The sequence below is a fragment of the Paludisphaera rhizosphaerae genome (assembly GCF_011065895.1).
Classification (GTDB): Bacteria; Planctomycetota; Planctomycetia; order Isosphaerales; family Isosphaeraceae; genus Paludisphaera; species Paludisphaera rhizosphaerae.
In genome coordinates this window covers 331,561-354,619 of the sequence record NZ_JAALCR010000002.1, presented here as the reverse complement: position 1 = coordinate 354,619, position 23,059 = coordinate 331,561, and the positions used below count along the sequence as shown (strand labels likewise).

The 23,059-nt window shown below is 64.0% G+C and carries 21 protein-coding genes; 10 read left to right on the top strand and 11 right to left on the bottom strand.

From position 1 onward, the window contains the following. Nucleotides 1-10 precede the first annotated feature (10 nt). The 5 genes from G5C50_RS04090 to G5C50_RS04070 all read left to right on the top strand — a co-directional run bounded on the left by G5C50_RS04090 (nucleotide 11) and on the right by G5C50_RS04070 (nucleotide 5,435). Nucleotides 11-2,281 carry a helicase-associated domain-containing protein gene (locus tag G5C50_RS04090; protein ID WP_165065331.1) on the top strand — a complete coding sequence of 757 codons (2,271 nt, stop codon included), beginning with the start codon at nucleotides 11-13 and terminating at the stop codon, nucleotides 2,279-2,281. A gap of 148 nt (nucleotides 2,282-2,429) precedes the next feature. After that, a complete protein-coding gene (gene ald / locus G5C50_RS04085) occupies nucleotides 2,430-3,548 on the top strand; it encodes an alanine dehydrogenase (RefSeq protein WP_165065328.1) in 1,119 nt (372 codons plus the stop codon). A 120-nt stretch (nucleotides 3,549-3,668) separates the two neighbouring features. Beyond that, nucleotides 3,669-3,980, top strand: a complete 312-nt coding sequence (locus G5C50_RS04080) for a hypothetical protein (RefSeq protein WP_165065325.1) — start codon at nucleotides 3,669-3,671, stop codon at nucleotides 3,978-3,980. Beyond that, on the top strand, nucleotides 3,977-5,095 hold the full coding sequence (gene mtnA / locus G5C50_RS04075; protein WP_165065322.1) for an S-methyl-5-thioribose-1-phosphate isomerase: 1,119 nt from the start codon (nucleotides 3,977-3,979) through the stop codon (nucleotides 5,093-5,095). Before G5C50_RS04080 ends, mtnA begins: the two co-directional genes overlap by 4 nt. Nucleotides 5,096-5,132: 37 nt before the next feature. Then, on the top strand, nucleotides 5,133-5,435 hold the full coding sequence (locus G5C50_RS04070) for a Dabb family protein (protein WP_165065319.1): 303 nt from the start codon (nucleotides 5,133-5,135) through the stop codon (nucleotides 5,433-5,435). 79 nt (nucleotides 5,436-5,514) lie between these two features. Here the strand turns inward: G5C50_RS04070 and G5C50_RS04065 are convergent, their stop codons facing one another. From G5C50_RS04065 to G5C50_RS04050, 4 genes are all read right to left on the bottom strand, one after another. Then, a complete protein-coding gene (locus G5C50_RS04065) occupies nucleotides 5,515-5,802 on the bottom strand; it encodes a hypothetical protein (protein ID WP_165065316.1) in 288 nt (95 codons plus the stop codon). A 318-nt stretch (nucleotides 5,803-6,120) separates the two neighbouring features. After that, nucleotides 6,121-7,842, bottom strand: coding sequence for a bifunctional sulfate adenylyltransferase/adenylylsulfate kinase (locus tag G5C50_RS04060; RefSeq protein ID WP_165065313.1), 1,722 nt, complete (start codon nucleotides 7,840-7,842; stop codon nucleotides 6,121-6,123). Between the two features lie 87 nt (nucleotides 7,843-7,929). After that, on the bottom strand, nucleotides 7,930-8,349 hold the full coding sequence (locus G5C50_RS04055; RefSeq protein ID WP_165065310.1) for an RrF2 family transcriptional regulator: 420 nt from the start codon (nucleotides 8,347-8,349) through the stop codon (nucleotides 7,930-7,932). Nucleotides 8,350-8,397: 48 nt separating this feature from the next. After that, a complete protein-coding gene (locus tag G5C50_RS04050) occupies nucleotides 8,398-9,120 on the bottom strand; it encodes a phosphoadenylyl-sulfate reductase (RefSeq protein WP_165065307.1) in 723 nt (240 codons plus the stop codon). A 483-nt stretch (nucleotides 9,121-9,603) separates the two neighbouring features. On the opposite strand from G5C50_RS04050, the gene G5C50_RS04045 reads away from it, so the two are divergent. Together G5C50_RS04045 and G5C50_RS04040 are read left to right on the top strand one after the other, a co-directional pair. Beyond that, on the top strand, nucleotides 9,604-10,935 hold the full coding sequence (locus tag G5C50_RS04045) for a cytochrome ubiquinol oxidase subunit I (protein ID WP_165065305.1): 1,332 nt from the start codon (nucleotides 9,604-9,606) through the stop codon (nucleotides 10,933-10,935). Further along, complete coding sequence (locus G5C50_RS04040; protein ID WP_165065302.1) at nucleotides 10,935-11,999, top strand: cytochrome d ubiquinol oxidase subunit II; 1,065 nt, start codon at nucleotides 10,935-10,937, stop codon at nucleotides 11,997-11,999. Before G5C50_RS04045 ends, G5C50_RS04040 begins: the two co-directional genes overlap by 1 nt. Here G5C50_RS04040 and leuD read toward each other — a convergent pair. The 6 genes from leuD to G5C50_RS04010 form a co-directional block, all read right to left on the bottom strand. Further along, a complete protein-coding gene (gene leuD / locus G5C50_RS04035; RefSeq protein ID WP_165065299.1) occupies nucleotides 11,980-12,642 on the bottom strand; it encodes a 3-isopropylmalate dehydratase small subunit in 663 nt (220 codons plus the stop codon). The genes G5C50_RS04040 and leuD overlap by 20 nt on opposite strands. A gap of 58 nt (nucleotides 12,643-12,700) precedes the next feature. Next, on the bottom strand, nucleotides 12,701-14,107 hold the full coding sequence (gene leuC, locus G5C50_RS04030) for a 3-isopropylmalate dehydratase large subunit (RefSeq protein ID WP_165065296.1): 1,407 nt from the start codon (nucleotides 14,105-14,107) through the stop codon (nucleotides 12,701-12,703). A gap of 79 nt (nucleotides 14,108-14,186) precedes the next feature. Beyond that, nucleotides 14,187-15,128 carry a lipoyl synthase gene (lipA, locus tag G5C50_RS04025; RefSeq protein ID WP_165065293.1) on the bottom strand — a complete coding sequence of 314 codons (942 nt, stop codon included), beginning with the start codon at nucleotides 15,126-15,128 and terminating at the stop codon, nucleotides 14,187-14,189. After that, nucleotides 15,103-15,822 carry a lipoyl(octanoyl) transferase LipB gene (locus G5C50_RS04020; RefSeq protein ID WP_165065290.1) on the bottom strand — a complete coding sequence of 240 codons (720 nt, stop codon included), beginning with the start codon at nucleotides 15,820-15,822 and terminating at the stop codon, nucleotides 15,103-15,105. The genes lipA and G5C50_RS04020 overlap by 26 nt, the downstream gene beginning before the upstream one ends. Nucleotides 15,823-15,928: 106 nt before the next feature. Next, the gene (locus G5C50_RS04015; RefSeq protein ID WP_165065706.1) at nucleotides 15,929-16,975 is read right to left on the bottom strand and encodes a DUF1559 domain-containing protein; all 1,047 of its coding nucleotides are present in this window, start codon (nucleotides 16,973-16,975) and stop codon (nucleotides 15,929-15,931) included. Between the two features lie 397 nt (nucleotides 16,976-17,372). Further along, complete coding sequence (locus tag G5C50_RS04010; RefSeq protein ID WP_165065287.1) at nucleotides 17,373-18,461, bottom strand: DHH family phosphoesterase; 1,089 nt, start codon at nucleotides 18,459-18,461, stop codon at nucleotides 17,373-17,375. A gap of 388 nt (nucleotides 18,462-18,849) precedes the next feature. Here G5C50_RS04010 and G5C50_RS04005 point away from each other — a divergent pair, with 388 nt between their 5' ends. The 3 genes from G5C50_RS04005 to G5C50_RS03995 all read left to right on the top strand — a co-directional run bounded on the left by G5C50_RS04005 (nucleotide 18,850) and on the right by G5C50_RS03995 (nucleotide 21,600). After that, nucleotides 18,850-19,059 (top strand): hypothetical protein, encoded by a 210-nt coding sequence (locus G5C50_RS04005; protein WP_165065284.1) that lies wholly within the window; start codon nucleotides 18,850-18,852, stop codon nucleotides 19,057-19,059. A 244-nt stretch (nucleotides 19,060-19,303) separates the two neighbouring features. After that, the gene (locus G5C50_RS04000) at nucleotides 19,304-20,170 is read left to right on the top strand and encodes a protein kinase family protein (RefSeq protein WP_165065281.1); all 867 of its coding nucleotides are present in this window, start codon (nucleotides 19,304-19,306) and stop codon (nucleotides 20,168-20,170) included. A gap of 98 nt (nucleotides 20,171-20,268) precedes the next feature. Next, nucleotides 20,269-21,600, top strand: a complete 1,332-nt coding sequence (locus G5C50_RS03995) for a protein-tyrosine phosphatase family protein (RefSeq protein WP_165065278.1) — start codon at nucleotides 20,269-20,271, stop codon at nucleotides 21,598-21,600. A gap of 87 nt (nucleotides 21,601-21,687) precedes the next feature. Here the strand turns inward: G5C50_RS03995 and G5C50_RS03990 are convergent, their stop codons facing one another. Continuing rightward, a complete protein-coding gene (locus G5C50_RS03990) occupies nucleotides 21,688-23,025 on the bottom strand; it encodes a glycosyltransferase family 4 protein (protein WP_240906952.1) in 1,338 nt (445 codons plus the stop codon). Nucleotides 23,026-23,059 lie beyond the last annotated feature (34 nt).

The window sequence follows — 23,059 nt, the reverse complement described above, 5'->3', positions numbered from 1 at the left end:
AGACGACCACATGGCCTCGACACCCAGCAGCTCCGCCGATCGAGGAGGACGACCTCCCGAACTGTTCGCCGCGGACGCCGACCCTCGCTTCGTCTTCCGGACGCTCCTGGCGCGGCTGCCGTTCCCGACCTTGCGGTCGATCGCGGCCGAGCGAGGGCACGAGTCGGAGGCCATGCGGTCCTCGACCCTCGCCGCCGAGTTGACCGAGATGCTGGACGATCCGATATCGTCCGCCGCGATTCGGAAGCAGTTGTCCGACGGGGATCGACTGACCCTCGGCCTGTTCGGCCTGACGGAATCGCGGAGTTGGCCGCTGGCCGGCCTCCGCCACGCGACGGCGGCGCTGGGCCTCGACGGCGAGGTCGTCGACAGTCTCCTCCGCCGAGGTCTGCTCGTCCTGGAGGCCCCGCTTGAAGCTCCCGGGGTCGATCCCTCATCCCTCTCGACCGAATCCGCCAGCCTCGCCGAAATCTGGCCTCATCCGGCGCTCGTCCACGTCGCCAAGCTCAGACCTCCGGCCGATCCGCCACTGACAACCGCCGCGAGCGTCGTGCAGGTGCGAGAGTCAGACGGCCTCGAGGCGATCCTGCGGCTGGGCGCGCTCTGGCAACGCACTGGGGCCGGTCCCCTCCGGCGCACCCAGCAGGGAGTGCTCTACAAGCGGGATCGCGAGCGAATCGAAGAAGACGGCGTCCTCTCCGCGCCCATCGACGACGCTCTGGTCGAGCTCCCCGCGCTCCCGACCCTTTGGATGGGGTTGGCCCGCCGCGTCGGCTTGATCCATGTCGACCAGTCCGACGAGTCGTTGAACGCCGCACCCGCTGAGTTCTGGACCGAGAACGCGGTACACCTCCCTCAGATGGTCGCTTCCGCCTGGCTCGGGCTGCGGAGTTGGAACGAGACCATGGAGGCGGCCGAGGACGGTTCGGAGACCGACGCGCCCGTGGTCTTCCTACGTCCAGCCGTCCTGCTCTGGCTGGCGACCTTGGAGCCCGACGCCTGGACGACGTTGGACGAGCTCGCCGCGCGGCTCGATATGCTGACACCAGGCTGGGAGCGCGTCGGGTTCAATGACGAATCCAATCCGACGGGCCAGCGACGGGGGCGAGCGTCGGCGAAGAAGGGTGCAGGCCCGTCGCGCGAAGCGCAAGCGGCTCGCGTTCTCGAACGCATTCTGGTGGGAGGCGCTTACACTCTCGGGTTGGTCCGATCTGGGGAGGAGGACGGCTCGCGGAAGCGCGTCGTCCAGCTCACGGCCCTGGGCCGATACGTCCTGGCGATGGGGCCGCCGCCCCCCGCTCGGCCGACCTTTGAGCACTTCCTGTTCGTGCAGCCCAACCTGGAAGTCATCGCCTATCGCCAGGGGCTGACGCCCCCACTGATCGGTCGACTCAGTCAGTTCGCCTGGTGGTTCAAGATCGGCGCAGCGGTCGAACTGAGGCTGACTCAGGAATCGATCACGATGGGTCTGGAGTGGGGCCTTTCTCCGCATCAGATTCAGGAGACGTTGGCCAGGCACAGCCAGCGCGTCCTACCGAGCGCCGTCAAGGACGCCGTCGACCGCTGGGCCGACCGCCGCGAGCAGGTTACCTTCTATTCATCGGCGACTCTGATCGAGTTCAACGGCGCGGCGGAACGAGACCAGGCGATTGCCTCGTGGACCGCCGAAGGGCTTGCTCGTCGTCCCTTCGTCCCGGTAGGCGACCGTTTCATCCTGGTCGAGAATCCCCAGGAAGTTCCCACCTCGCGGATCAGCACAACAGCATCGCGCGATTACCGCCTTCCCCCTGAGCGTTGCGTTACGGTCGAGGCCGACGGTGTCACGCTCACGCTCGACCCAGCTCGCTCGGATCTTCTCGTCGAGGCGGAATTGTCGCGGTTCGCCGATGAGGAACGAAATCCCCCCTCACCCGGGCGGGGCGTATCTCGAAGGCGTTTCAGTGTGACCGCGACGACGCTCGGCCGAGCGGCCGAGGCGGGCCTGACTCCCGTTCTCCTGGCGGACTGGTTTCTCCGCCGTACAGGCGAAGCCCCCACCCCGGCCGTCCGCCTGATGATGCGGCCGACGGAAGCGAAAGGACGGAGGCCCTGGCCCGCTCGACGGCTTCTGGTTCTCACGGCCCCCTCGGCCGAATTGCTTGACGGAATCATGCAACACCCCGAGACCGGGCCCCTTCTCAGCGAGCGGCTAGGTCCAGTCTCTGTCGTCGTTTCGGACGATCAGCTCGATCGTCTCCGGATTGCACTTCAGCGATTCGGCGTGGAGTTCGAGCTGAGTTGAGAAGGACGAAACGACCGGCGGAGGACGTCGAGAGCCGGGCCCTTGATTCAGGGCCCGCCGTCTGATCGAATGTTTATGAGGAATCGTCGTGTTGAGACGCACGACGCCGAAACTCGGGACGGTGTTCCGAGGTGGGAGAGACGGGCCGATGATCGTTGGTGTGCCCAAGGAGATCAAGGCGGACGAGTATCGCGTCGCGATGCTGCCGGTGGGCGTTGAGGAGTTGACCCACGCCGGTCATCAGGTCCTCGTCGAGGCGGGTGCAGGGCAGGGGAGCGGCCTCGCCGACGCTCAGTACGAAGCCGCCGGCGCGGAGCTCGTGGCCGACGCGGCGGACATCTGGACCCGCGCCGACATGATCGTGAAGGTCAAGGAGCCGTTGGCCGCGGAATGGCCCCGGATGCGCTCCGGCCAGACGCTTTTCACGTACTTCCACTTCGCCGCCGACGAGGCGCTGACCCGCGCCGTGATCGAGAGTGGAGCAACGGCGATCGCCTATGAGACCCTCCGCGACGCTCGCGGCGGCCTGCCGCTGCTGACGCCGATGAGCGAGGTCGCAGGCCGGATGAGCATCCAGCAGGGCGCCAAATTCCTGGAACGGCCTCAGGAGGGGCGCGGGATCTTGCTCGCCGGGGTGCCTGGAGTCGCTCCGGCCGAGGTCGCGATCCTTGGCGGCGGCGTCGTCGGCGCGAACGCGGCGAAGGTCGCCGCCGGCATGGGCGCGAACGTCAAGATCCTGGATATCAATCTCGACCGTCTCCGCTATCTCGACGACGTCATGCCTCAGAACGTGACGACCCTCTACTCGGACCGGCACACGATCCGCGAGGCCGTTGAGGCGGCCGATCTGGTCGTCGGCGCCGTTCTGGTCGTCGGCGCCCGGGCGCCCAGACTGGTTCGCCGTGAGGATCTCTCGCGGATGAAACCCGGCGCGGTGATCGTCGACGTGGCCATCGATCAGGGGGGCTGCTTCGAGACCAGTCGACCGACGACGCACCACTCGCCCACGTACGTCGTCGACGGCGTCGTCCATTATTGCGTCACGAACATGCCCGGCGCGGTCGGCAGGACGAGCACTTACGCCCTGTGCAACGTCACACTCCCTTACGTCCTCCAATTCGCTAAACACGGTTGGCGAGCCGTCGCCGAACGCGACCCTGGAGTCGCCGAGGGGCTCAACGTGTGTTACGGTCGGGTCACGAACCAGGCCGTCGCCAGGACCTTCGGGCTTCCTTTCGACGACTGGCAAGCCATCGTCTCGGTTTGAACCCAAGTCATCGAGTCTCTCGTAAACCGCTCCGGATCGTCGCCGCTCGATGTTCGACGTCGATGCCGGTCCGGCTTCTCCCATCCCTCTCGATCGGCAATACAAGGAGCCGCCACGCCGATGAGCCACGACGATCATGACCACGACCACGATCACGACCATGAGCACGACGTCGAGGAGGCTCTCGAAGAGGCCCTCGAACTCGACACCCAGAGCCAGATCTTCCTGGAAATGCGGCGTCAGAATCTGGAGCTGCTGAAGATCGCCTCCGAGGTGGCCGGCTACTCTGGCGCTCACGCCCAGCTCAAGCCGGGCGACGTCCGCAACGCCCTGCTCAGCATCTGGGACGTCTACGCCGAATTCTACTCGTGGATCGACCCTGAGGAATCCGAGGGGGACGACGAGGAGGATCTGGACGAGGACGAGGAATGAGCGTCGTCCGCGACGATGTCACTCAATCCGGCCCCCGCGAGGGGGCCGGAACGACGTTCCGAACCGTCGAGTGGATTGGCGACGCCGCGACAGGGCGGCTTCGGATGATCGATCAGACTCTGCTGCCGACTCAGTTCGTCGAAATCGATTGCGACGACGTCGAGTCGGTCTGGCAGGCCATCAAGCGTTTGAGCGTTCGCGGAGCGCCGGCCATCGGCGTCGCGGCGGCCTACGGAGCCGTCATCGGCGCTCGATCGAGAGGGGTCTCGGATCCCCACACGGTTCGACAGGCGCTCTCCCAGGCAGCGGCCCACCTCAGCACCAGCCGACCGACGGCGGTCAATCTCTTCTGGGCGCTCGACCGTATGCAGGCCGCGGGAGACGCCGCGCTGGCCGGTCGACAGCCTCTCCTTGAAAGCCTTCTGGACGAGGCTCACGCCATCGCCGAGGAGGACCGCGCGATGTGCCGGGCCATCGGCCGTCACGGAGCCGAGTTGATGACCGATGGCGATGGCGTCCTCACGCATTGCAACGCCGGCGGGCTCGCCACGGCCGATTACGGCACCGCCCTGGCGGTGATGTTCTCGGCTCACGAACAGGGGAAGCGCCTTCGCGTCTTCGCGGATGAGACCCGGCCGCTTCTCCAAGGTGCCCGACTGACAGCCTGGGAGTTGGTGGAACGTGGGATCGACGTGACGCTGATCTGCGACAACATGGCCGCACAGGTCATGAAGGAAGGCAAGATCCAGAAAGTCATCGTCGGAGCCGACCGCATCGCGGCCAATGGCGACGCGGCTAACAAGATCGGCACCTACGGCGTCGCTGTTCTCGCGAAGGCCCACGGCATCCCGTTCTATGTCGCCGCGCCGTCGAGCACCTTCGATCTCAGCTTGACCGACGGGACGGGGATTCCGATCGAGGAGCGCGACCCTCGCGAGGTGACCGAGGGCTTCGGACGCCGCACGGCTCCCGAGGGCGTCGCCGTCTACAATCCCGCGTTCGACGTCACTCCCGCTCATCTGCTCGCAGGAATCATCACGGAACGCGGGGTCATCAGCCCCGTCGACTCCCATACCGTCCGGACCTTGATGGGGACGGCCCGAGCGTCCTCTTGAATCCGATCCCTCCTCGCTCTTCCCACTGGACCGACCGATGCTCTCCCACAGCGTTTTCTTCAGCCTGCACGATTCGTCGCCGGCTGGCGTCGAGAAGCTCCTCGCCGCCTGTCGCAAGTATCTGACCGACCATCCGGGAACGGTCTTCTTCGGGGTCGGCACGTTGAACAAGGAGCTCGACCGTCCCGTGAACGATCGAGCCTTCGACGTGGTTCTTCACGTCGTCTTCGAATCGAAGGCTGCTCACGACGTTTATCAGGTGGCGCCGCGGCACCTAAAATTCATCGAAGAGAACAAACACGAGTGGAAGCAGGTCCGCGTCTTCGACGCCGATCTCTGAGACGGGGCGTGTCGAATCAAGGGCGGTGAACTCCCGGCTTCCATCGCGGGAATCGGGAGTTCAGCTCTCCAAGCCAGGGTCAATCGGCCTTGTACTGAGCCTCCGGCGATGCGCTTGAACTTGAGCGCCTCGCCGTTTTATGCGCACCGGCTTTCGTTTCCTTATGTAAGGCATGGTTGCGTTCCATCGCGGCGTTCTGGTCCTGAACGAGCTTGGCCTCATCGGCGGGATCCATTGGTGCGTTACCGGCGCAACCAAGGCCAGTAAAGAGGCCGATGCTGAGGACCGCCGCGGTGAACAGAGTGAAGAGAGTGCGCATTTGTGAAATGTCCTGAGGCGACCCGTCCATGATCGAGATCGGACGCATACGCCTCCGGCGAGTTCCCTCGATGAGGAGACCGTCGCGGTCATTGGCGCATCCGTAACGGATGGAGTCGCGGTGGTGCTCAAGCCCTACGACCCTAGGGCTTTGATTCTTATCTTTTAATATTCACTCTTACCGCATCGGCGGCAAGGCGCCTCTAGGATTATCCCCCGTTCAGGACCAGCGAGTCCGTCGACTGGCTCGTTGGGTCGAGGGTTCTCGACCTGCAGGGAGATAGGTCAATCGACTTTCAGACGGCGCTTGCGTGGACGGCTCCAGCGGTGCCTGAGCGTCGACAACCCACACTCGTCCGTTTCGGGTTCAGAGGGACGCATGGCCGTGGGGCAAGATGTAGCCGAGTCCTAGAAGCTTCTGCACGATCGCCTCGACGCACTCAGAAACGCCCTGTTTCCCCGTATCCAGGACCACCTCGGCGTTGTCGGGAGCTTCGTAGGAGTCATCAATCCCGGTGAAGCCGAGAGGACTTCCGGCGGCGACCGCTGCGCGGGCCTTCGCGTACAGGCCTTTCACGTCACGCTGTTCGCAGACCTCAAGCGAAGTCGAGCAGTAGACTTCGATGAAGTTCCCCTTCGAGGCTCTCCGCGCCTCGTCGCGACCAGCCTTGTACGGACTGATGACCGAGCAGAGCGTGGTGCCGCCATGCTGTGCAACCAGACCGGCCACGTAGCCGACGCGACGGATGTTGATGTCGCGGTCTTGCTTGCTGAAGCCGAGCCCCTTGGAAAGATGGGTGCGAATCTCGTCGCCGTCGAGGAACGAGCAGTTGCGACCGTACTCGGCCAGCCGTTCGACGAGGGCCTGGGCGACCGTACTCTTCCCCGACCCCGAGAGTCCGGTGAACCAGATCGTCAGGCCCTGACGGAAGCGGGGCGGGTGCGTCTCCTGAAGAATCTCCGCGACGGCGGGACGGCTGAACCACCCGGGGAGTTGGTGACCCCGCGCGAGGTACTCCTCGCGGATCTGATCGCTGGAAAGGACAGCGGTCTTCGCCCCTTGCGGAACATCGTCGACGCTCTCGTAACGGTCCACGTCGGGGAGATAAACCATGGGGCTGGTAACGACCATCCCCATGCCGATCTCCTCCCCGAACGTCGCCAGGGCTTGCTGAGCGGAGTCGGGCTCGTAGAAGGGCTTTCCAGCGGAATCCAGGCCGTGACCGACATGGTCGAGGCCGACCATCAGGTCGGTGCAGCCGTAGTTTCGGCGAATGATCGCGTGAAGGACCGCCTCACGTGGACCGGCCATGCGCGTGGCGAACGGGAGCAGACTAAGCGCTACTGAGCCTGGCTCGTAGTAATCGTCGACGAGCGCGCGGTAGCACCTGATCCTGGTGTAGTGATCGACGTCGCCGGGCCGGGTCACTCCCACGACTGGGTGGATCAGCAGCCCCCCAATCTGTTGGGCGGCCCGCTTCGTCGCTTCTTCCTGGGGACGGTGCAATGGCGCGTCCGTGTGAAAGGCGACGACTCGGGACCATCCCAGGGAGTCGAGGTACGCCCTGAGTTCAGAGGGCGTCTGACGCAGGTCGACGAAGTCGTAGTGAGGCGGCGTGCGGACCACTTCCAGGCGACCCGCGGCGTAGTGGTCGGAGATACGGCTGAGGTAGGCGACGGAGGGATGCCTCTCGTCGATCGTCCCGTAGACGTGGAGAGCCTCCGCCTGTTTGTCTACGCGGTAGATCTCCTCGACGTGAAGGACCGCCAGGAGATTGCCGTAGACGTCTCGGAGCGCGAGAGGCTTCCCTTCAGACACACCCTCATTCGGGCTGACGGGGAGTACGACGGGGAGCGGCCAGAGCGTCCCATCTGCAAGGCGCTGTTCGTGGACGACCCGTTTGTAGTCGGCCCGCCCCAGGAAACCCTTCAGCGGCGAGTAGCCTCCAACGCTGAGGAGTTCGAGATCGCAGACACCCCGCTCGTCGAGCGTCAGACTGACCAGATCCTTGGCGGCCGCCTTCATCTCCGCCGCACGCTCGGGACTGACGATGAGGTCGACGAGTTTCCCGCCGTAAGGCGTATTCAAAGTCCCTTTCGTCCCGCTCCCGGCGCTAATCGGAAATCTCCCTGGCTTATCGAATCGGCCTGGTATCCATGGCCGAAGGGGAAAGGTTTAGATGGTCCATTCGTGAGGCGTCGCCTGCGCGACGAGCGCGGCGACGGTAGTCTGGTCGAGAACGGCTCGCTCGGCCTCACGGACTCGATCCCAGAGACGGTTCAGGATTTGCGCCGCGCGACGGTCCGCCGTGGGCGTTTCGCGTGAGGAGTCGTCGGGACCGTCGACAGCCGTGAGGATCTCTCGAATGGAGATCGACTCCGGGTGTTTCGCGAGTTGATAGCCGCCGGAGGCTCCCCGAGTGCTGACGACCAGCCCCGCCCCTTTCAGGTGAAGCAGGATCTGGACGAGATAACGCTCGGGGATGCCGTGCGATTCCGAGATGTCGCGGATACGGAGGGGAGGGGCGTTTGGACCCTGCCGCGCGAGAGCCAGCACGGCGAGACAGGCGTACTCGGCTTTTGCGGATACCTTCATCGGGTCCTGGGCCTCAAGCCGTAGCACGCCGGCCTTAACAAGTTCATCTCAGAGCTGGCTGCTGTCCAGCGAGTGCAGACCGCACTCGGTCTTGGCCTGGCCGGCCCAGCGGCCGGCCCGTTCGTCGTCGCCCGCTCCGACCGCCCTCGTGCAGGGATAGCAGCCGACCGAAGGGAAACCCTGGTCGTGAAGAGGGTTGTACGGGATCTTGTTGGACACGATGAACGCCCAGACGTCGCGCCGCGTCCACTTCAACAGCGGATTCACCTTCACCAGGCTGAACTTGGCGTCCCAGCCGACCGTCTTCGCCTGCGCTCGCGCCGCGGATTGATCAGCTCGAATCGCCGTGATCCAGGCTTCGTAGCCGATCAGGGCGCGGCGAAGAGGAACGATTTTGCGATCATAGCAGCACTGGTCTGAGTTGGAAACGTATAACGGTCCGCCGTGCTGCCGTTCGTACTCAGCGGTGGTCGTTTCGGCGGAGATCAACTCGATCTCGACGCCGTACCTCTCCATCAGTTGTTCCCGCAACGCCAGCGTCTCAGGGAACTGGTAGCCGGTGTCCAGGTTGAAGATGCGGACGCCCGCTCCCATCTCCGCCAGCATGTGAATCAGAATACAGCCTTCGGGTCCGAACGCCGTGGCCATCGTGAGCCGCGACCCAAACCGCTCCACTCCCCATTTCAGGATCTCCGTGGGGGCGGCGGTGGAGAGAAGCCTGTTCGCCTCGGCAATGTCTTCCGACGAAAAGAGTTCCGTCACGGTAGCCATGACTCGTCAAGACTCCAGGAGGGCCGTTCGAACCGGCCTAATGGTAAGTAACTTTGGCATCAAAGTCAACTTTAGGCCCTCCCTCATATCAAGCCCTGCTGGACGGGACTCCCGACGGGGAAGCGACTTGAAACGGCCGCGACCCTGTTAGAATATGTTGCCAGAGGCCCTCCGGCGACGTCGCCGCATTCACTTTCTCCATTCAGCCTTCAGATCTCCGGGAGTAGGACGATGAAGACCGCAAAACCAAGCGGTAAGAGAATCACGCCGGCCGAATATTTCGCAAATTCCTGAAAAAATCGTCTGGTCGAACTGGTCGATTCTCGTCGATCTCGGCATGCTTTGGGGGGAGGCGCGTTCCTGTCCGAATGAGGGACGCCTGGAAAGAGGCGGAGCGAGTCACACCTCGATCGAAGTCTCAGGCCTATACGAAACGTCTGACCATCCGTTGAAGTCATCGAACAAAACGAGATCGAAGGAGCCATGTCGAATCTTCTGGCTGCTCGCCTTCAGATGGCGATGTCGCTCGGTTTCCACATCATCTTCGCCGCCATCGGAATCGGACTGCCGTTGATGATGTGCGTGGCAGAGGCCTGCTGGTTGCGGGGTCGCGGCCCCGAGTACCGTTTGCTGGCTCGACGTTGGGCGAAGGGGGCGGCGATTCTTTTCGCCATCGGTGCGGTTTCGGGAACCGTCCTATCCTTCGAGTTGGGGCTCCTGTGGCCCCCGTTCATGAAATTCGCCGGTCCAATCATCGGCGTCGGCTTCGGGCTGGAGGGCTTTGCCTTCTTCACCGAGGCGATCTTCCTTGGCGTCTACATCTACGGTTGGGATCGCATCCCCGCCATCGCGCATTGGTTGTCGGGACTGCTGGTGGCGGTCAGTGGTGCGGCCTCCGGTGCGCTCGTTCTGTCAGTCAACGCCTGGATGAACACGCCGGCCGGGTTCAGGCTGCTGCATGGTCAGGCCGTCGAGATCGATCCGATCGCGGCGCTCGCCAATCCGGCGATGATCAGCGAGGCGCTTCACATGACGTTGGCGGCTTACGCTGCGACCGGTCTTCTGGTGGCGGGCGTTCATGCGATTCTCTTGATCAAGGACCGCGAAAACCCGTTCCACCGCGCTGCGTTGGGGATCGCCTTGTCGATCGGCGGCGGCGCTTCTCTGCTCCAGCCTTTGAGCGGCCATTACGCCGCCCAGGTCGTCGCGGAAACACAAGGCGCGAAGCTGGCAGCGATGGAGGGGCAATTCCAGACAGAGCGTCGTGCTCCGCTTCGTATCGGCGGCCTCCCCGATCCGAAGGCCGAGACGACGCGTTACGCGCTGGAAATCCCCGCCGGTCTCAGCATTCTGGCCTACAACGACCCCGACGCCGAGGTCAAAGGCCTTGATGCGTTCCCCAGCGACCAGAGGCCGCCGGTCGTCGTCGTCCACCTGGCGTTCCAGCTCATGGTGGCCTGTGGAATGGCGATGGCAGGGGTCGCGCTGTGGGGCGCCGTTTCCTGGTGGCGTTCTGGTCGGGTGCCAACGTCCTCGCCGTTCCTCTGGGCCGCCGCGCTGGCGAGCCCGTTGGGGATGATCGCAATCGAGGCTGGCTGGACGGTCACCGAGGTCGGCCGACAGCCCTGGATCATCCAGGGAGTCATGCGCACGACCGAGGCCGTGACGACTGTTCCGGGGCTATGGTTCTCGTTGCTCGTGTACACGGCGCTCTATGCCGGTTTGGGAGTTGTCGTGGTCCTCCTCCTGTTGCACCAGTTCCGCAGCAGTCCACGGGCGGATGAACTCACGACCTCCGCGGAGGGTTTCCACTGATGGGTTTCCTGACGACGATCCCCCCCGCCGAAGGCGTCGCGACGGCGATGCTCATGTCCTTGATCGTCTATGCGTTGCTGGGCGGCGCCGACTACGGCGCGGGGGTCTGGGACCTCCTGGCTCGGGGACCTCGAGAGCAGGCCCAGCGCGACCTGATCGCCAGGGCGATCGGTCCCGTCTGGGAGGCCAATCACGTCTGGCTGATCGTCGTGATCGTGCTCCTCTTCACGGCCTTCCCAGCGGCCTTCACCGTGGTGATGACGACGCTGCACGTGCCGCTCTCCGTGATGCTCATCGGGATCGTGCTGCGGGGGTCGGCGTTCACCTTCCGAAGTTACGACGCCACCGAGCTTGCCCGACAGCGGTGGAATCGTGTCTTCTCAATCCCGAGCGTCGTCACGCCGATCCTCCTCGGCGCCGTGATCGGCGCGATCGCGACCGGGGAGCCGGGACGTGCGGCCGAGGCCGGCGGCGCGATTCCACTGTTCTCGACGTGGCTTCAGCCTTTCCCACTGGCTGTGGGACTGTTCGCTCTGAACCTGTTCGCCTACCTGGCGGCAGTCTATCTCACGTCCGAGACGTCGGACCGAGATCTCCAGGAGGACTTTCGATCCAAGGCGCTGGCTTCCGCCGTCTCGCTGGGATTGATCGCCTGGGTCGTCTATCTGCTGGCCCGTACGAACGCGCCGCTGATCTATGAAGGGCTGGATCGATCGAGGTGGGGAGCACCGCTTCGATTTGCCACCGGAGCGGCGGCGATCGGTGCAATGGTCGCACTCGTCCTTCGAAGATATGGCACGGCCCGGTTGGCGGCCGTCGTGCAGGCGGCGTTGATTCTGTGGGGGGCGGGGATGGCCCAATACCCCTACATCGTCCCGCCGCACATCGACGTCGCGCAGAGCACCGCTCCGCCGATCGTACTCAAGCTGTTGCTGATCGCGCTGGGGTGCGGGTCGATCATCCTCATCCCGTCGCTCGTTTATCTGTTTCGCGTGTTTAAGGGACACACGTTTCCACAGCGGCGACGGGGCGAGGACGACTCAGTCACGCCGACGCCGGCTTGAGCCAGGCGGGAGCGGCCTGTTCGTAGCGATTGATGTCGGCGTCGAGGAGCAGCGTCTCGGAAATCGAGTCGAGCCCCTTCAGGAGCCGTTCACGGCGGGTGTCGGGAATGTGGAAGGGAACCTCCACAGTCGCCGCGCCCTTCTGAACGGTGATGGTCTGCGACTTCAGGTCGACGACGGCCTCTGCACCGCCGGGGCCGGACATCTCGGCGATCTGTTCCCACTCGGTCGGAGTGATTTCGACGACGAGCAGGCCGTTGTTGAGGGCGTTGCCTTCGAAGATGTCGGCGAAACCTTCGTCCTTGCCAGGGGCGATGACGACGGCGTATCCCGCCTGGGCGATGGCCCAGACGGCGTGCTCGCGGCTCGAACCGCAACCGAAGTTTTTGCCGACGACGAGGACCGTCGCCCCCAGATTCTCAGGTCGATTCAAGGGGAACGCCGGATCGAGCGGTCCGCACTTTTCCGGTTCGTCGATCGGCGGAGCGCCGCCGGCCGCGTACTTCTTGTCCGCAAAGAGAAGCGGGCCGTAGCCCACGCGCTCAATCCGCTTGAGGTAACGTGCGGGGATGATGAGGTCGGTGTTCACGTCGGTCCAGTCCAGGACCGCGACCTTGCCCCGATGGACGGTAAAGGGCTTCATGAATCTCGTCTCTCGTTCGATCGATCGTGGCTTGTGTCTCGACGATGGTCGACGTGGGTCAACGGTCCAGCAGTCGGCGGACGTCCGTGAACCGACCGGTCACAGCGGCCGCGGCAGCCATCGACGGGCTGACCAGGTGCGTCCGACCGCCGGGTCCCTGTCGACCCTCGAAGTTGCGGTTGCTGGTGCTCGCGGCTCGTTGACCGGGTTGGAGCTTGTCCGGGTTCATCGCCAAGCACATGCTGCAACCAGCCTCGCGCCATTCGGCGCCGGCTTCCTGGAAGATCTGGTCGAGCCCCTCGGCGTGGGCCTGGCTCTTGACCTGCTCACTGCCAGGCACAACCAACGCGCGAACGCCCGGAGCGACCTTTCGGCCCTTCATGACCTTGGCCGCGGCGCGGAGGTCTTCGATTCGTCCGTTCGTGCACGACCCGATGAAAACCACGTCGACCGGGATCTGATCGAGCGGAGTGCCTGGGGTCAGGCCCATGTAAGTGAAGGCCCGATCGGCCTCGGCGCGGAGGGAACTCGGAAGTTCGTCGAGCGTCGGGATGTGACCGTCGGCGTCCACGGTCATCGCTGGGTTCGTGCCCCAGGTCACCTGGGGGACGAGCTTCGAGGCGTCGATCGAGACGTGGGAATCGAAGGTCGCGTCAGGATCGGTCGCGAGCGTCCGCCAGTCGGCGATGGCGGCTTCAAGATCCTTCCCCTTGGGTGCGTAGGGGCGGTCGACCTTGCTGAAATACTCGAAAGTGACATCGTCCGGCGCGATCAGACCCGCGCGGGCGCCGCCCTCGATCGACATGTTGCAGATCGTCAAACGGCCTTCCATCGAGAGGGCGCGGATGGCCGGCCCGTAATACTCGATGACGGTTCCCGTGCCGCCGGCGGTGCCGATGGCCCGAATGACGGCCAGGATGATGTCCTTGGGTTCGAGACCCGGGCCCAGCGTGCCGGTCACTTCGACGCCCAACGCGGCAGGCCGCTTGCCCTGCCAGAGCGTCTGAGTCGCCATGACGTGCTCGACTTCGCTCGTGCCGATCCCGAACGCCAGCGCGCCGAACGCCCCGTGGGTGCTCGTGTGGCTGTCGCCGCAGACGATCGTGGTCCCCGGCAGGGTGATTCCCAACTCGGGGCCGATGACGTGCACGATGCCCTGCCGACCGCTGTGAATATCGTAGAAGTTCAGCCCGAACTCCTGGCAGTTGGAGCGCAGGGTCTCGACCTGCCGCCTGGAGAGCGGGTCGCGGATGTCGAGCTGATTCTCGGTCGGGACGTTGTGATCGATGGTGGCGAAGGTGAGGTCGGGCCTGCGGACCTTCCGCCCGGCAAGGCGAAGCCCATCGAAAGCCTGAGGGCTGGTCACTTCGTGAACCAGGTGGCGATCGATGTAAAGGAGCGTCGCCTCATTGGTGACGGACAGGACGTGACGGTCCCAGACTTTCTGAAACAATGTCGCTGGCATGACCGATCCACCTCGGGAGATCGTCGGAAGGGGATGACAAGGGAGAGAGGCCGATGTTAGGGTTCGGGTTCGCTTGCGGTCAGACCCGGGCCATCTCATCGGCATGGTAGCTGGAGCGAACGAAGGGGCCGCTAGCGACCTCGTCGAAGCCCATCTGACGAGCCAGACGGCCGAGTTCGTCGAACTCGGCCGGCGGCAGGTAACGCTCAGGAGGCAGGTGCCTCGGCGAGGGCTGCAAGTACTGACCGAGCGTCAGCAGGTTGCAGTCGATCGACCGAAGGTCGGCCAGAGTGTCCATCAATTCGCCGGTCGTTTCGCCCAGACCGAGCATCAAGCCGCTCTTGGTGCGGGTCTCCGGGCTGATCTTCTTGGCGACCTCCAGGACGCGAAGGCTCACCTCGTACTGGCTCTTGCGACGGACGTACTGCTGTAGGCGGGCGACCGTCTCCATGTTGTGGTTGAAGACCTCGGGCCGAGCCTCGAGCACGATGGCGACCTGGTCTTCCCGTCCGTTGAAATCGGGCGTGAGGACCTCGATCGTCGCGCCGGTCCGTTCGCGGACGGCGAGGATGCAGCGGCGGAAGTGATCGGCGCCGCCGTCGGGCAGGTCGTCCCTCGTGACCGACGTGATGACGACGTGGCGGAGGCCCATGCGGGCGCAGGCTTCGGCGACGCGCTCCGGCTCATCCTCGGCCACCGCCTCCGGCCGGCCTCGCTTCACGGCGCAGAAGCCGCAAGGGCGGGTGCAGGTCTCGCCCAGGATCATGAAGGTGGCGGTCCGTCGGCTCCAACATTCGGAGCGGTTCGGACACTTGCCTGACTCGCAGATCGTTTCCAGCCCCAGCTCCGAGACCAACTTCTGCGCGAAGTACATCCCTCCGCCGGAAGGGATCGGTCGCTTGAGCCACTCAGGAAGTCGCCTCGGCTTCCGGCCGATCTCGACGACCTGAGGAGCGGAGGAGCCGCATGAGGAGGGTTCCCGTTCGTCCGGACGTTCATCCAGGACTGGGAGCGTAAGCATGGGTCAGGACCTTCCGCCTTAATCGCGGATGATGCGTATAAACGTGATGCCGATCCAGCTCAAACACCGACTCAACGTGGCGTGCGATCGCCTCCCTCACCTTCGGCATCGGCGCGGGCCGCTGACGGCGGGATTCCATCGAGGTCTGCCTTAGGAGCAAACCGCCGGGACCGGGCTCGACGAGTGCGTCGAACAGGTCGAGGAACGGACCGACGTTGAGCGTAAATCCATGATAGGCGATCCCTCGACTAACCGCCACCCCGATCGACGCCACCCGCGACGAGCCCAGGTAAACGCCGCCGAGATCGTGATGCACGCCGCCCTTCAACTCGAACTCTTCAAGAACGTTGAGGAGAATTCGCTGGAGTCGTTGGACGTGCGCCATCGCCGGCGAAGCCATTGGGTCGAGGGGAAAAATGAAGTAACCGACGAGTTGACCCGGAAGATGAAGGACGCAACCCCCTCCTCGATTGACCCAGTGCGTTCGAATCCCCATGGCAGCGAGAGCGCCGTCGTCGACGGCGACATGCGCGCGACTGCCGGAGCGTCCCACACTCAGCGTGGGGGGGTGTTCACAGAGCAAGAGAGTTGCGCCGCCGCGTTCACCGTGCTCATAGACCAGCCGTCGTTGAAGTTGCTGGACCTCGGCGAAGTCCACCGCGCCGAGCAGATAGATTTCCAGCGGCGGTTTCACGAGCGACGTTCCTCGACCGACACGGCCTGAAAACGACAAAGCCGCCCCGGCGTTCGCTGGTGCGGCGGTACCATCGCTTCAATTATACCATCCCGACGAGATTCGATCAGAACCCAGAGGCGTCGACAACCTCGCCGCTTCCGATCGTCCCTATCGCCCGCCACACTCCGGAATTGATCGTCTCCTTGATGAATCTCACGGAGCCATCGCCCATCAGTGAGTTCACTCCGCCGTTATGCCGACTTCGGGCGACGACCGCCCCATAGGTCGGCCCTCCCAGCCACTCTCGCGTGCTGATCATGTCGAGTTCCTGTCCTGGCGACAGCTGCGAGGTCAGCTTGTAGTTCGGCGGCTCCGCTGTGGTGAAACCCGTTTGGTCGACTCCCCCTGCCACCCAGAACGAATGACCGAACACCCATGGCGTGCAGGTGCTCTCACCCCTGACGATCGCCCGTTGGGGGGCTGGCACGTCGGTTCCTGGCACGTCCGCCGGGCTCAGCGCAGCCAACCCACTGCCGCACTCCGTCAACTGAAACTGCTGAGTCAACACTTCGCTCATCAGAAGCGTGCTGCTCGTACCGTCTTGAAACTCCGAGAGACGACGACTCTGGTTGGGAGTGAACGCCGACCGGTTCGGGCTCATCCCCAGACCTCCCCAGACATACCAGTCGCCCGTGCAGGCCGCGTAGTTGGATGGCGCTGCGCTCGGAAACATTGAGAACGCAGACAGCCCCGACGTGGCGACATGACCCCAGTTGGAATCGCCAGGGCACATGAAGATCGTGACGTTCACTCCGGCCGTCGTCGTGTTGGGAGCATCTTCATAACTGGCGTTGTAGTTCAGGGTGTTGTAGAGGGCCCCGGCTTCCATGTAAGGGAGCAGCCGTGAGTGGGCGCTCCACCCCTTGGTGACGGGGGTGTTTTTCGAGCCTGCCGCCAACAGGAGGATCGGGGGAGGGAGAACACCCCAACTCTGTTCGTAATTGTGAATGGCGAGTCCAAGCTGTTTCAGATTACTGGTGCACTGAAGACGGCGTGCGCCCGCCCTCGCCGACTGAATAGCCGGCAGGAGAAGCGCGAGGAGGACGGCGATGATGAACACCACCACCAGAACCTCGATCAGTGTAAAACCTGTTCGACTCCGACCCTTCATCAGAAGTCGACTCCAACGCCGCTCGATCAGTTGCGTGTCAGTTTGGATCAGAGCATTCGATCGTTGTGCACTGTGATTGAGCCGTCGCCGATCGGATGCCTACTCCTCCGAGTGCCACATCTTCAAATCACCGTTATCTCGATCCAAGCATACGATGCAAGAGGCGATTGGTTCGGTCCATTCCGCTCCAAGTCCAGAGGCGTTTATTTCGTGCCAGAGGTGTGAGAAGCCGGTGCTTTCGATGTGACGATCCGCTATATCTTTCGGAGTAGTCCAACCAGCCCCCCCAAATATAACGTCCCTTATCTGGGGATAAACACCGGATTGATCGATTGCCTACGAATTGTGAACGACATCGTGGATGCGCTCGTTGCAACTCGCATTCACTCATGATGATTCAGGGAGGGGGAATCCGGCTGTCGTCATCCAGCAATCTCCGTCCCTGGTGTTCGTCGATATCCAGTCGGGCAAGCAGCCGTCGGCGGATTTCGGTAAGTACTCCCTCCACAGCCCGGGGTGAAGCGTCGGCCAGCTGAACGAGCCCTCCGGCTCGCTTGTCGTGGCCCCCGCCGTTCCCCATTCCCTCGAGTACTTCCCGGAGCACTTCGCCGGCCTCGCCGCCAAGACCCGTCGCGCGAAGCGACAGTTTCAAGCCGTCCTCGAACAGGCCGGCGGAGAGGACCCAGTTTACCTGATCGAAGCGAACAAAGAAGTCGGCGACCTCAGCGACGATGTCCGGTTGGGTGATCGTCCCGCACCAGGCGAAAATCAGATCGCGGTAGAGGAATGCGTTGGAAAGGGCTCGGTGGAACGTCGCGAAGTGGCTCTGCGGCAGCCTGGGGTTCCGAATCCGCGCCAGCAGTTCCTTATCGGCTCTTGGAAAGAGCCAGACCAGAGCGCCGTCGTCGAGCGAGCACGCTTCTCGAGGATACCCGGTCGTCTCGGACTCGATGCCATAGAGCAGGGCGGTCGCCAACTGCGGCGAGACGACTACCTTCTGCTCGAGCAGGTAGCCTGCCACGATGGTGCTGGACGCCCCCATGTGCGTCCGGATGTCATGGAAGAGCACCCCTTCCAGATCCCCGCCGGTTTCGTGGTGATCGATGACCACTTGCGGGACCGCGCTCTCGCTCGACCGCCGACCGGTGTGAGGCTGAGTGTCTACCATCACGACCGCCGTCTCACGATCCAGCGCGACCGTTTTGACGGGCACCAGGGGGATGGGGATCATCTCCACCATGGCCCGGTTCTCCGCCCGGGCGATCATTCCGTCCACGGTGAGGACGACGGGTTTCCCCGGCTGGCACTTTTCAACGAGTTCCCGGATCGCCAGCATACTCGCGAGGGAGTCAGGATCCGGATTGACGTGGGAGACGACGACCACCCGGTTATAAGGCTCCAGGATCGCCAGCAGTCGGTCCGACTTGGCCCTGCGCGGGTGATCCGTCGTTTCGGAGTCGAGGTCTGAATCGCTCTCGCCGGTCATAGTTCCCCGAGCCCTCGCGACCGGGGGACGCATGCGAATCGGCCCAACCGTCGCGCGAGCCGACCCCCGCTGTCGTCTCGAAACATCGAGTCTAAGCCACCTGACTGCGCCTCCGCCATACGTCACATCCCTCGATTCCATTCAAAGGTCGGCGCGGTGGGGAACGACGGCGCCTTCGTAGGTGCAATTCGTTGCCTCACCGACCAGGCGAGCGTCGTCGCTGGCGATCTCAGGCCGTGAGGAACGAAGGAATTCCACCGTAGATCGACGCACATGGGCATGTCGATTGCTTTCTACCCTAACGACAATCAGCGGCCGTCGTAACGCCTTCTTTCGAGGTCGATGGTTGCTGTCCCTTTCAATAAGTCCAAGCACGAGGAAGAATCCCATGAAGAAGTCGCTCACTTACCTCGCTTCCGCCGGCCTGCTGACGGCCTCGTTGTTTGCAGTCGGCTGTGGCGAAACCTCTTCCGTGACCCAGCACGAAGAGATCAAAGGTCCTGGTGGGACCACGGAGATCGAACACAAGGATACGGTGAAGACGACCGGCGAGAATCCTCCCGTCGTCGCCCCAGCCGAGAAGCCGGCGACTCCTTGATCGCTGGACACCGTATCAACCAGATCGAGATCTCCAGCCGCCGGGAATGTCCCCGGCGGTTTTTATGCGCGCGGCCCGACTCTTGATTGTCGCTCTTGCTGAAAACTCGGATTTGAGCGATGAAAGCGATCATCGGGAGATTTCGAGCAGGGATGCTAACGGAATCCTCCCTCCGAGCCGAAGAACTCTTTGCGTGGTTCGTGGTTCGACGTGCATGAAAGATGCGATGAGGAAGCCAGCCGGCATGTCAAGGACGAAACCCGGACGGATTGATCGCAACGAGCCGAGTCGTCCCAGACCCCGTTGGCTGCGGGCTCTCGGAAACGACGCTCCCCCCGACACGCTGGAGGTCGGCGGCGAGCCCCATCGGCTCGTCGAGCTTTTCAAGCACGACTCCTGGGCAGCGACGGCCCTCTACGAGGGGCCTGCCGGTCAACGGAGAGTCGTCAAGCTTCATCGCAAGTCGTCCGCCTTCGGCGTGCCCCTCTTCTGGGTGGGGTTGGGAACGGCTCGTCGCGAGTCGCGCATCCTGCGCAAGCTGGCGGGCATTCCTGGAATTCCGCCGCAGGCGGGACCCGTCGTTCAGAACGGCGTTTTGCAGCGGAACGGCGTCGCGCGAGAGTACTTCGAGGGACACCCTCTCGGAGATCGTGAAACCGTGGGAGACGACTTCTTCCCAACGCTTCGCTCTCTCCTGCAGACCATGCACGATCGACGGATCGTCTACGTTGATCTCCACAAGCGCGAAAACGTCCTGGTGGACGCTCAGGGCCGCCCCTGCCTCTTCGACTTCCAGATCAGCGTCGACTGGCCGCGATGGCTGCCGCTCAAGCCGATCTTCTCCATTCTGATGGGAAGCGACGTCTACCACCTCAACAAGCACTGGGCTCGCTGCCGCCCGGATCAGTGCGGCTTCGGCGAGACGTTGATCGCCGCTCGCAGACCCTGGTGGATCAAGGCCCACCGATTCATCGCTCGACCCGTTCGCGAGTTGCGTCGGCGCTTGCTCGTTCGACTGGGGGTGCGAACCGGACGGGGACGCGTCGAATCCGAACAATTCGCCGAACATGCTCTGCGCGATACGACGGCTTCTGAACGACGAGCGGCTTGACGAAATTCTCATGATCGCGATCATCGGGCGATGCCGCTCGTCCGCTCCGCGCACTTCTGCTCGGCCGGCGGCGGGACCCATGGAAGGGGCGTCGACCCTTGACCGAGCCAATCGAGCATTCCGACCGGCGGGGCATGTGGCCCTGGATCTTCCTGCTTCTGGCCACTCTCCCGGCGGTTTGGTCCATTCTCGTCTATGAGCACGACGTGGATCCGGAATTCCCACGGGTCGAACGACAGACCTACAACACATACCCGCCGGCGGCGTATCGACTCGCTGAGGCTGGCGACACGATCGATTGCGTGGCCGTTTACATCTCCTCCGCAGCCCTGGTGCTGTCGGCCTGGGGGTGTGCTCGCGATCCTCGCAACCGCCTACGATATGCGGCGCTGGCTCTCTCTCTGACGGCATTCTGGCACGCCTCAACTCCAGGCCCGTTGCTCGACGGCTGGTATGGATTGGGCTGGCGGACGATCTTCGACGACAGAGCGCCTTCAATTCAGCGCGTAACGTTGGGGCTCTCCGCGCTTGCTTTGGTCGTGATCGTGGGTCTGGCCGCGCGCCCCTGGGAATTTCGTTCTCTCATCGCCCTGGCGAAGAGCCGTAACGTCCTCGCTCTGATGGCCGTCGCTGCGGTGCTGATCGTGCTCCGTCAGACGCCCTGGATCGATCGTGAGCCCTTCGGGTACTGGCCCAGATGGGTTTACGTGTGGGGAGTGCTCGCCTGGGCGCTGGCGATGCTGCGACTCGCACCCGAGGCCCCGGTGAGACGCCGAGGCGCGTTCGTCGCGGTCGCGCTGATCGCCGTTTCGCTCGGACTGGACGTGCTGGGGCGGGGGCTCTTCTGGTATCAGCGTCCCATCGGTAGGCTCAAGGAGATCATCCCGGGTCGACTCTACCTTAGCGCGATGCCGACCTACGCTGGGTTGAAGCTGGCCCAGCCCCGTTACCAGTTCAAGACGATCATCAACCTCTTCCCTGAGTTCACCAGTCAGGGCAGCCCGCATTGGCCCGACGAACAGGCGTTCGCCCGCGAGAACGGGATCGCCTGTTATACGCAGCCTCCCGAGGATCCGACGGGCATCGACAGCATTCCCAGGACCCTGGCGCTGGCCGACGATCCCGCCAACTGGCCCGTCCTGGTGCATTGCCACGCCAGTATGGACCGATCACCGGCCTGGGTCGGTATGTATCGGTTCGCCAGCATGGGATGGCCGCTCGCCGAGGCCGTCAAAGAGATCGAGCGTCATCGAGGCTCTCGCCCGAAATCATCGGTGACCCTGCTCTACAACCGCATGCTCCCTCGGCTCGCGGCTGATCGATGGGCGCAAGATCCCACGGCAAGGCTGTTCCGCAAGAACGCCGAAGGGACGCCCGATCCCCTGGAACAAATGCTCGCTCGCTCCCGCCGGGATTCAACTCAGCGCTGACGACCTGGCTATCGACGGGCCCGGCCGCGAACGGGAGTGCAGGGCGGCGCGAACCGCCCGTCGCCGGGCCGCCTCCCGCCTGCAACCTTAGAGTGCCTCTTGATCGGCGCTCTCGAATCGGCTGGAGACGCTACGCTTGAGATCGCCCACCGCGACGTGGCTGTGAGCCCCATCCGTTCGAGTCCGAACCCCGGCGCGGCGGCTTTCCCGCAGCTCGGCGATCAGCTCGAAGTAGCGGTGAACGTGCTCGGTCTCCGACCAAGGACCGATCCGCTGTGAGAAGCCGCGCGAGGCCGTTTCCGCTCGGAGGTCCTCGTCATGGACCATCCTGCGCATCGCGGTGAGGAGCTCGGAGTCGGTGCGATATCCGAGTCCGCCGCCGCTTTCCACGCCGGTCTCACGGATGGCCCCGCCGCCTTCGTGTACGATCACGGGCGTGGCGGTCGCGAAGGCCTCCAGAACGACGTATCCGAACGTCTCCGGGAACAGCGACGGCACCACGACGGCCCGTGCTCCTCGAAAGAGACTCGCGAGCCCGCGGCCGCCGAGGAGCCCTTCGAACCGAACGTTGGGCAGCCCCTCGGCCAGCTTCTTGAGCTTGGCCTCAAAAGGGCCCGTGCCGGCGATCCGAAGGTCGGCCTCGGGGAGATGCTTCATCAACGGGATGAGTCGCTGAAAGCCCTTCATCGCGACGAGCCGGCCGGCAGCGGCGAGGTAAGGCCGCTCCGTCGGCGACGGCTCCTCGTCCTCGATCCCACCGGACCAGTCATCGGGGAGAAAGTAGGGGAGGTGGACGAGCGGCGCCCAACGATCGGCGCCGCGGCTTCGGTGTTCCTGGAGCGCGTGAGCGCTTGGAAAGAGCAGGGCGTCGAGGTTGCTCATCGCCCGAGGGATCGCCCCCGTGTAGCGCCAGGCCTGGGGAGGCCGCTTGCCGGCGATCGAGCATCTCAGGCAGGAAGCAGAGTCGCAGGCCTTGCGGTCGTACTTCCAGAGCAGGTGCATCGGGCAGATCAGCCAGTGCTCATGCGCTGTCATGATCCGCACGGCCGACTTGTTGGCTCCGAGGCCGAGAACGCCGGGGCCGCCGACAAGCGAAATGTTGTGGAAGTGGATGACGTCGAGGTCGTCGGCGTCGAGCACTTCCCGGAGCGCCGAAGACTTGAAGAACGGCCGTCCGGTCGCCTGCGTCGCGAGCGGTGAGAGCGTGCCGTAGCCGCTCTCGAGCGGGTGCAGGTGAAGGCCGGGAGTCGGAGTGTACGCGCGGAGCGGATGCTCGCCGCGGACGGCGTTGAAGGCGTCGACGCAGTAGAAGACGTGGACTGCGTGACCGCGACGGCAAAGAGCCTGGCAGAGCCGATCGACGTAAGCGGCGTCCCCGCCGAAACTGTGGGGCCCGAAGAAGGTGGTAATCATGCAGAATTTCAAGGGCGACCTCCTGTCGCGCGAGCCCAGTCGTCGG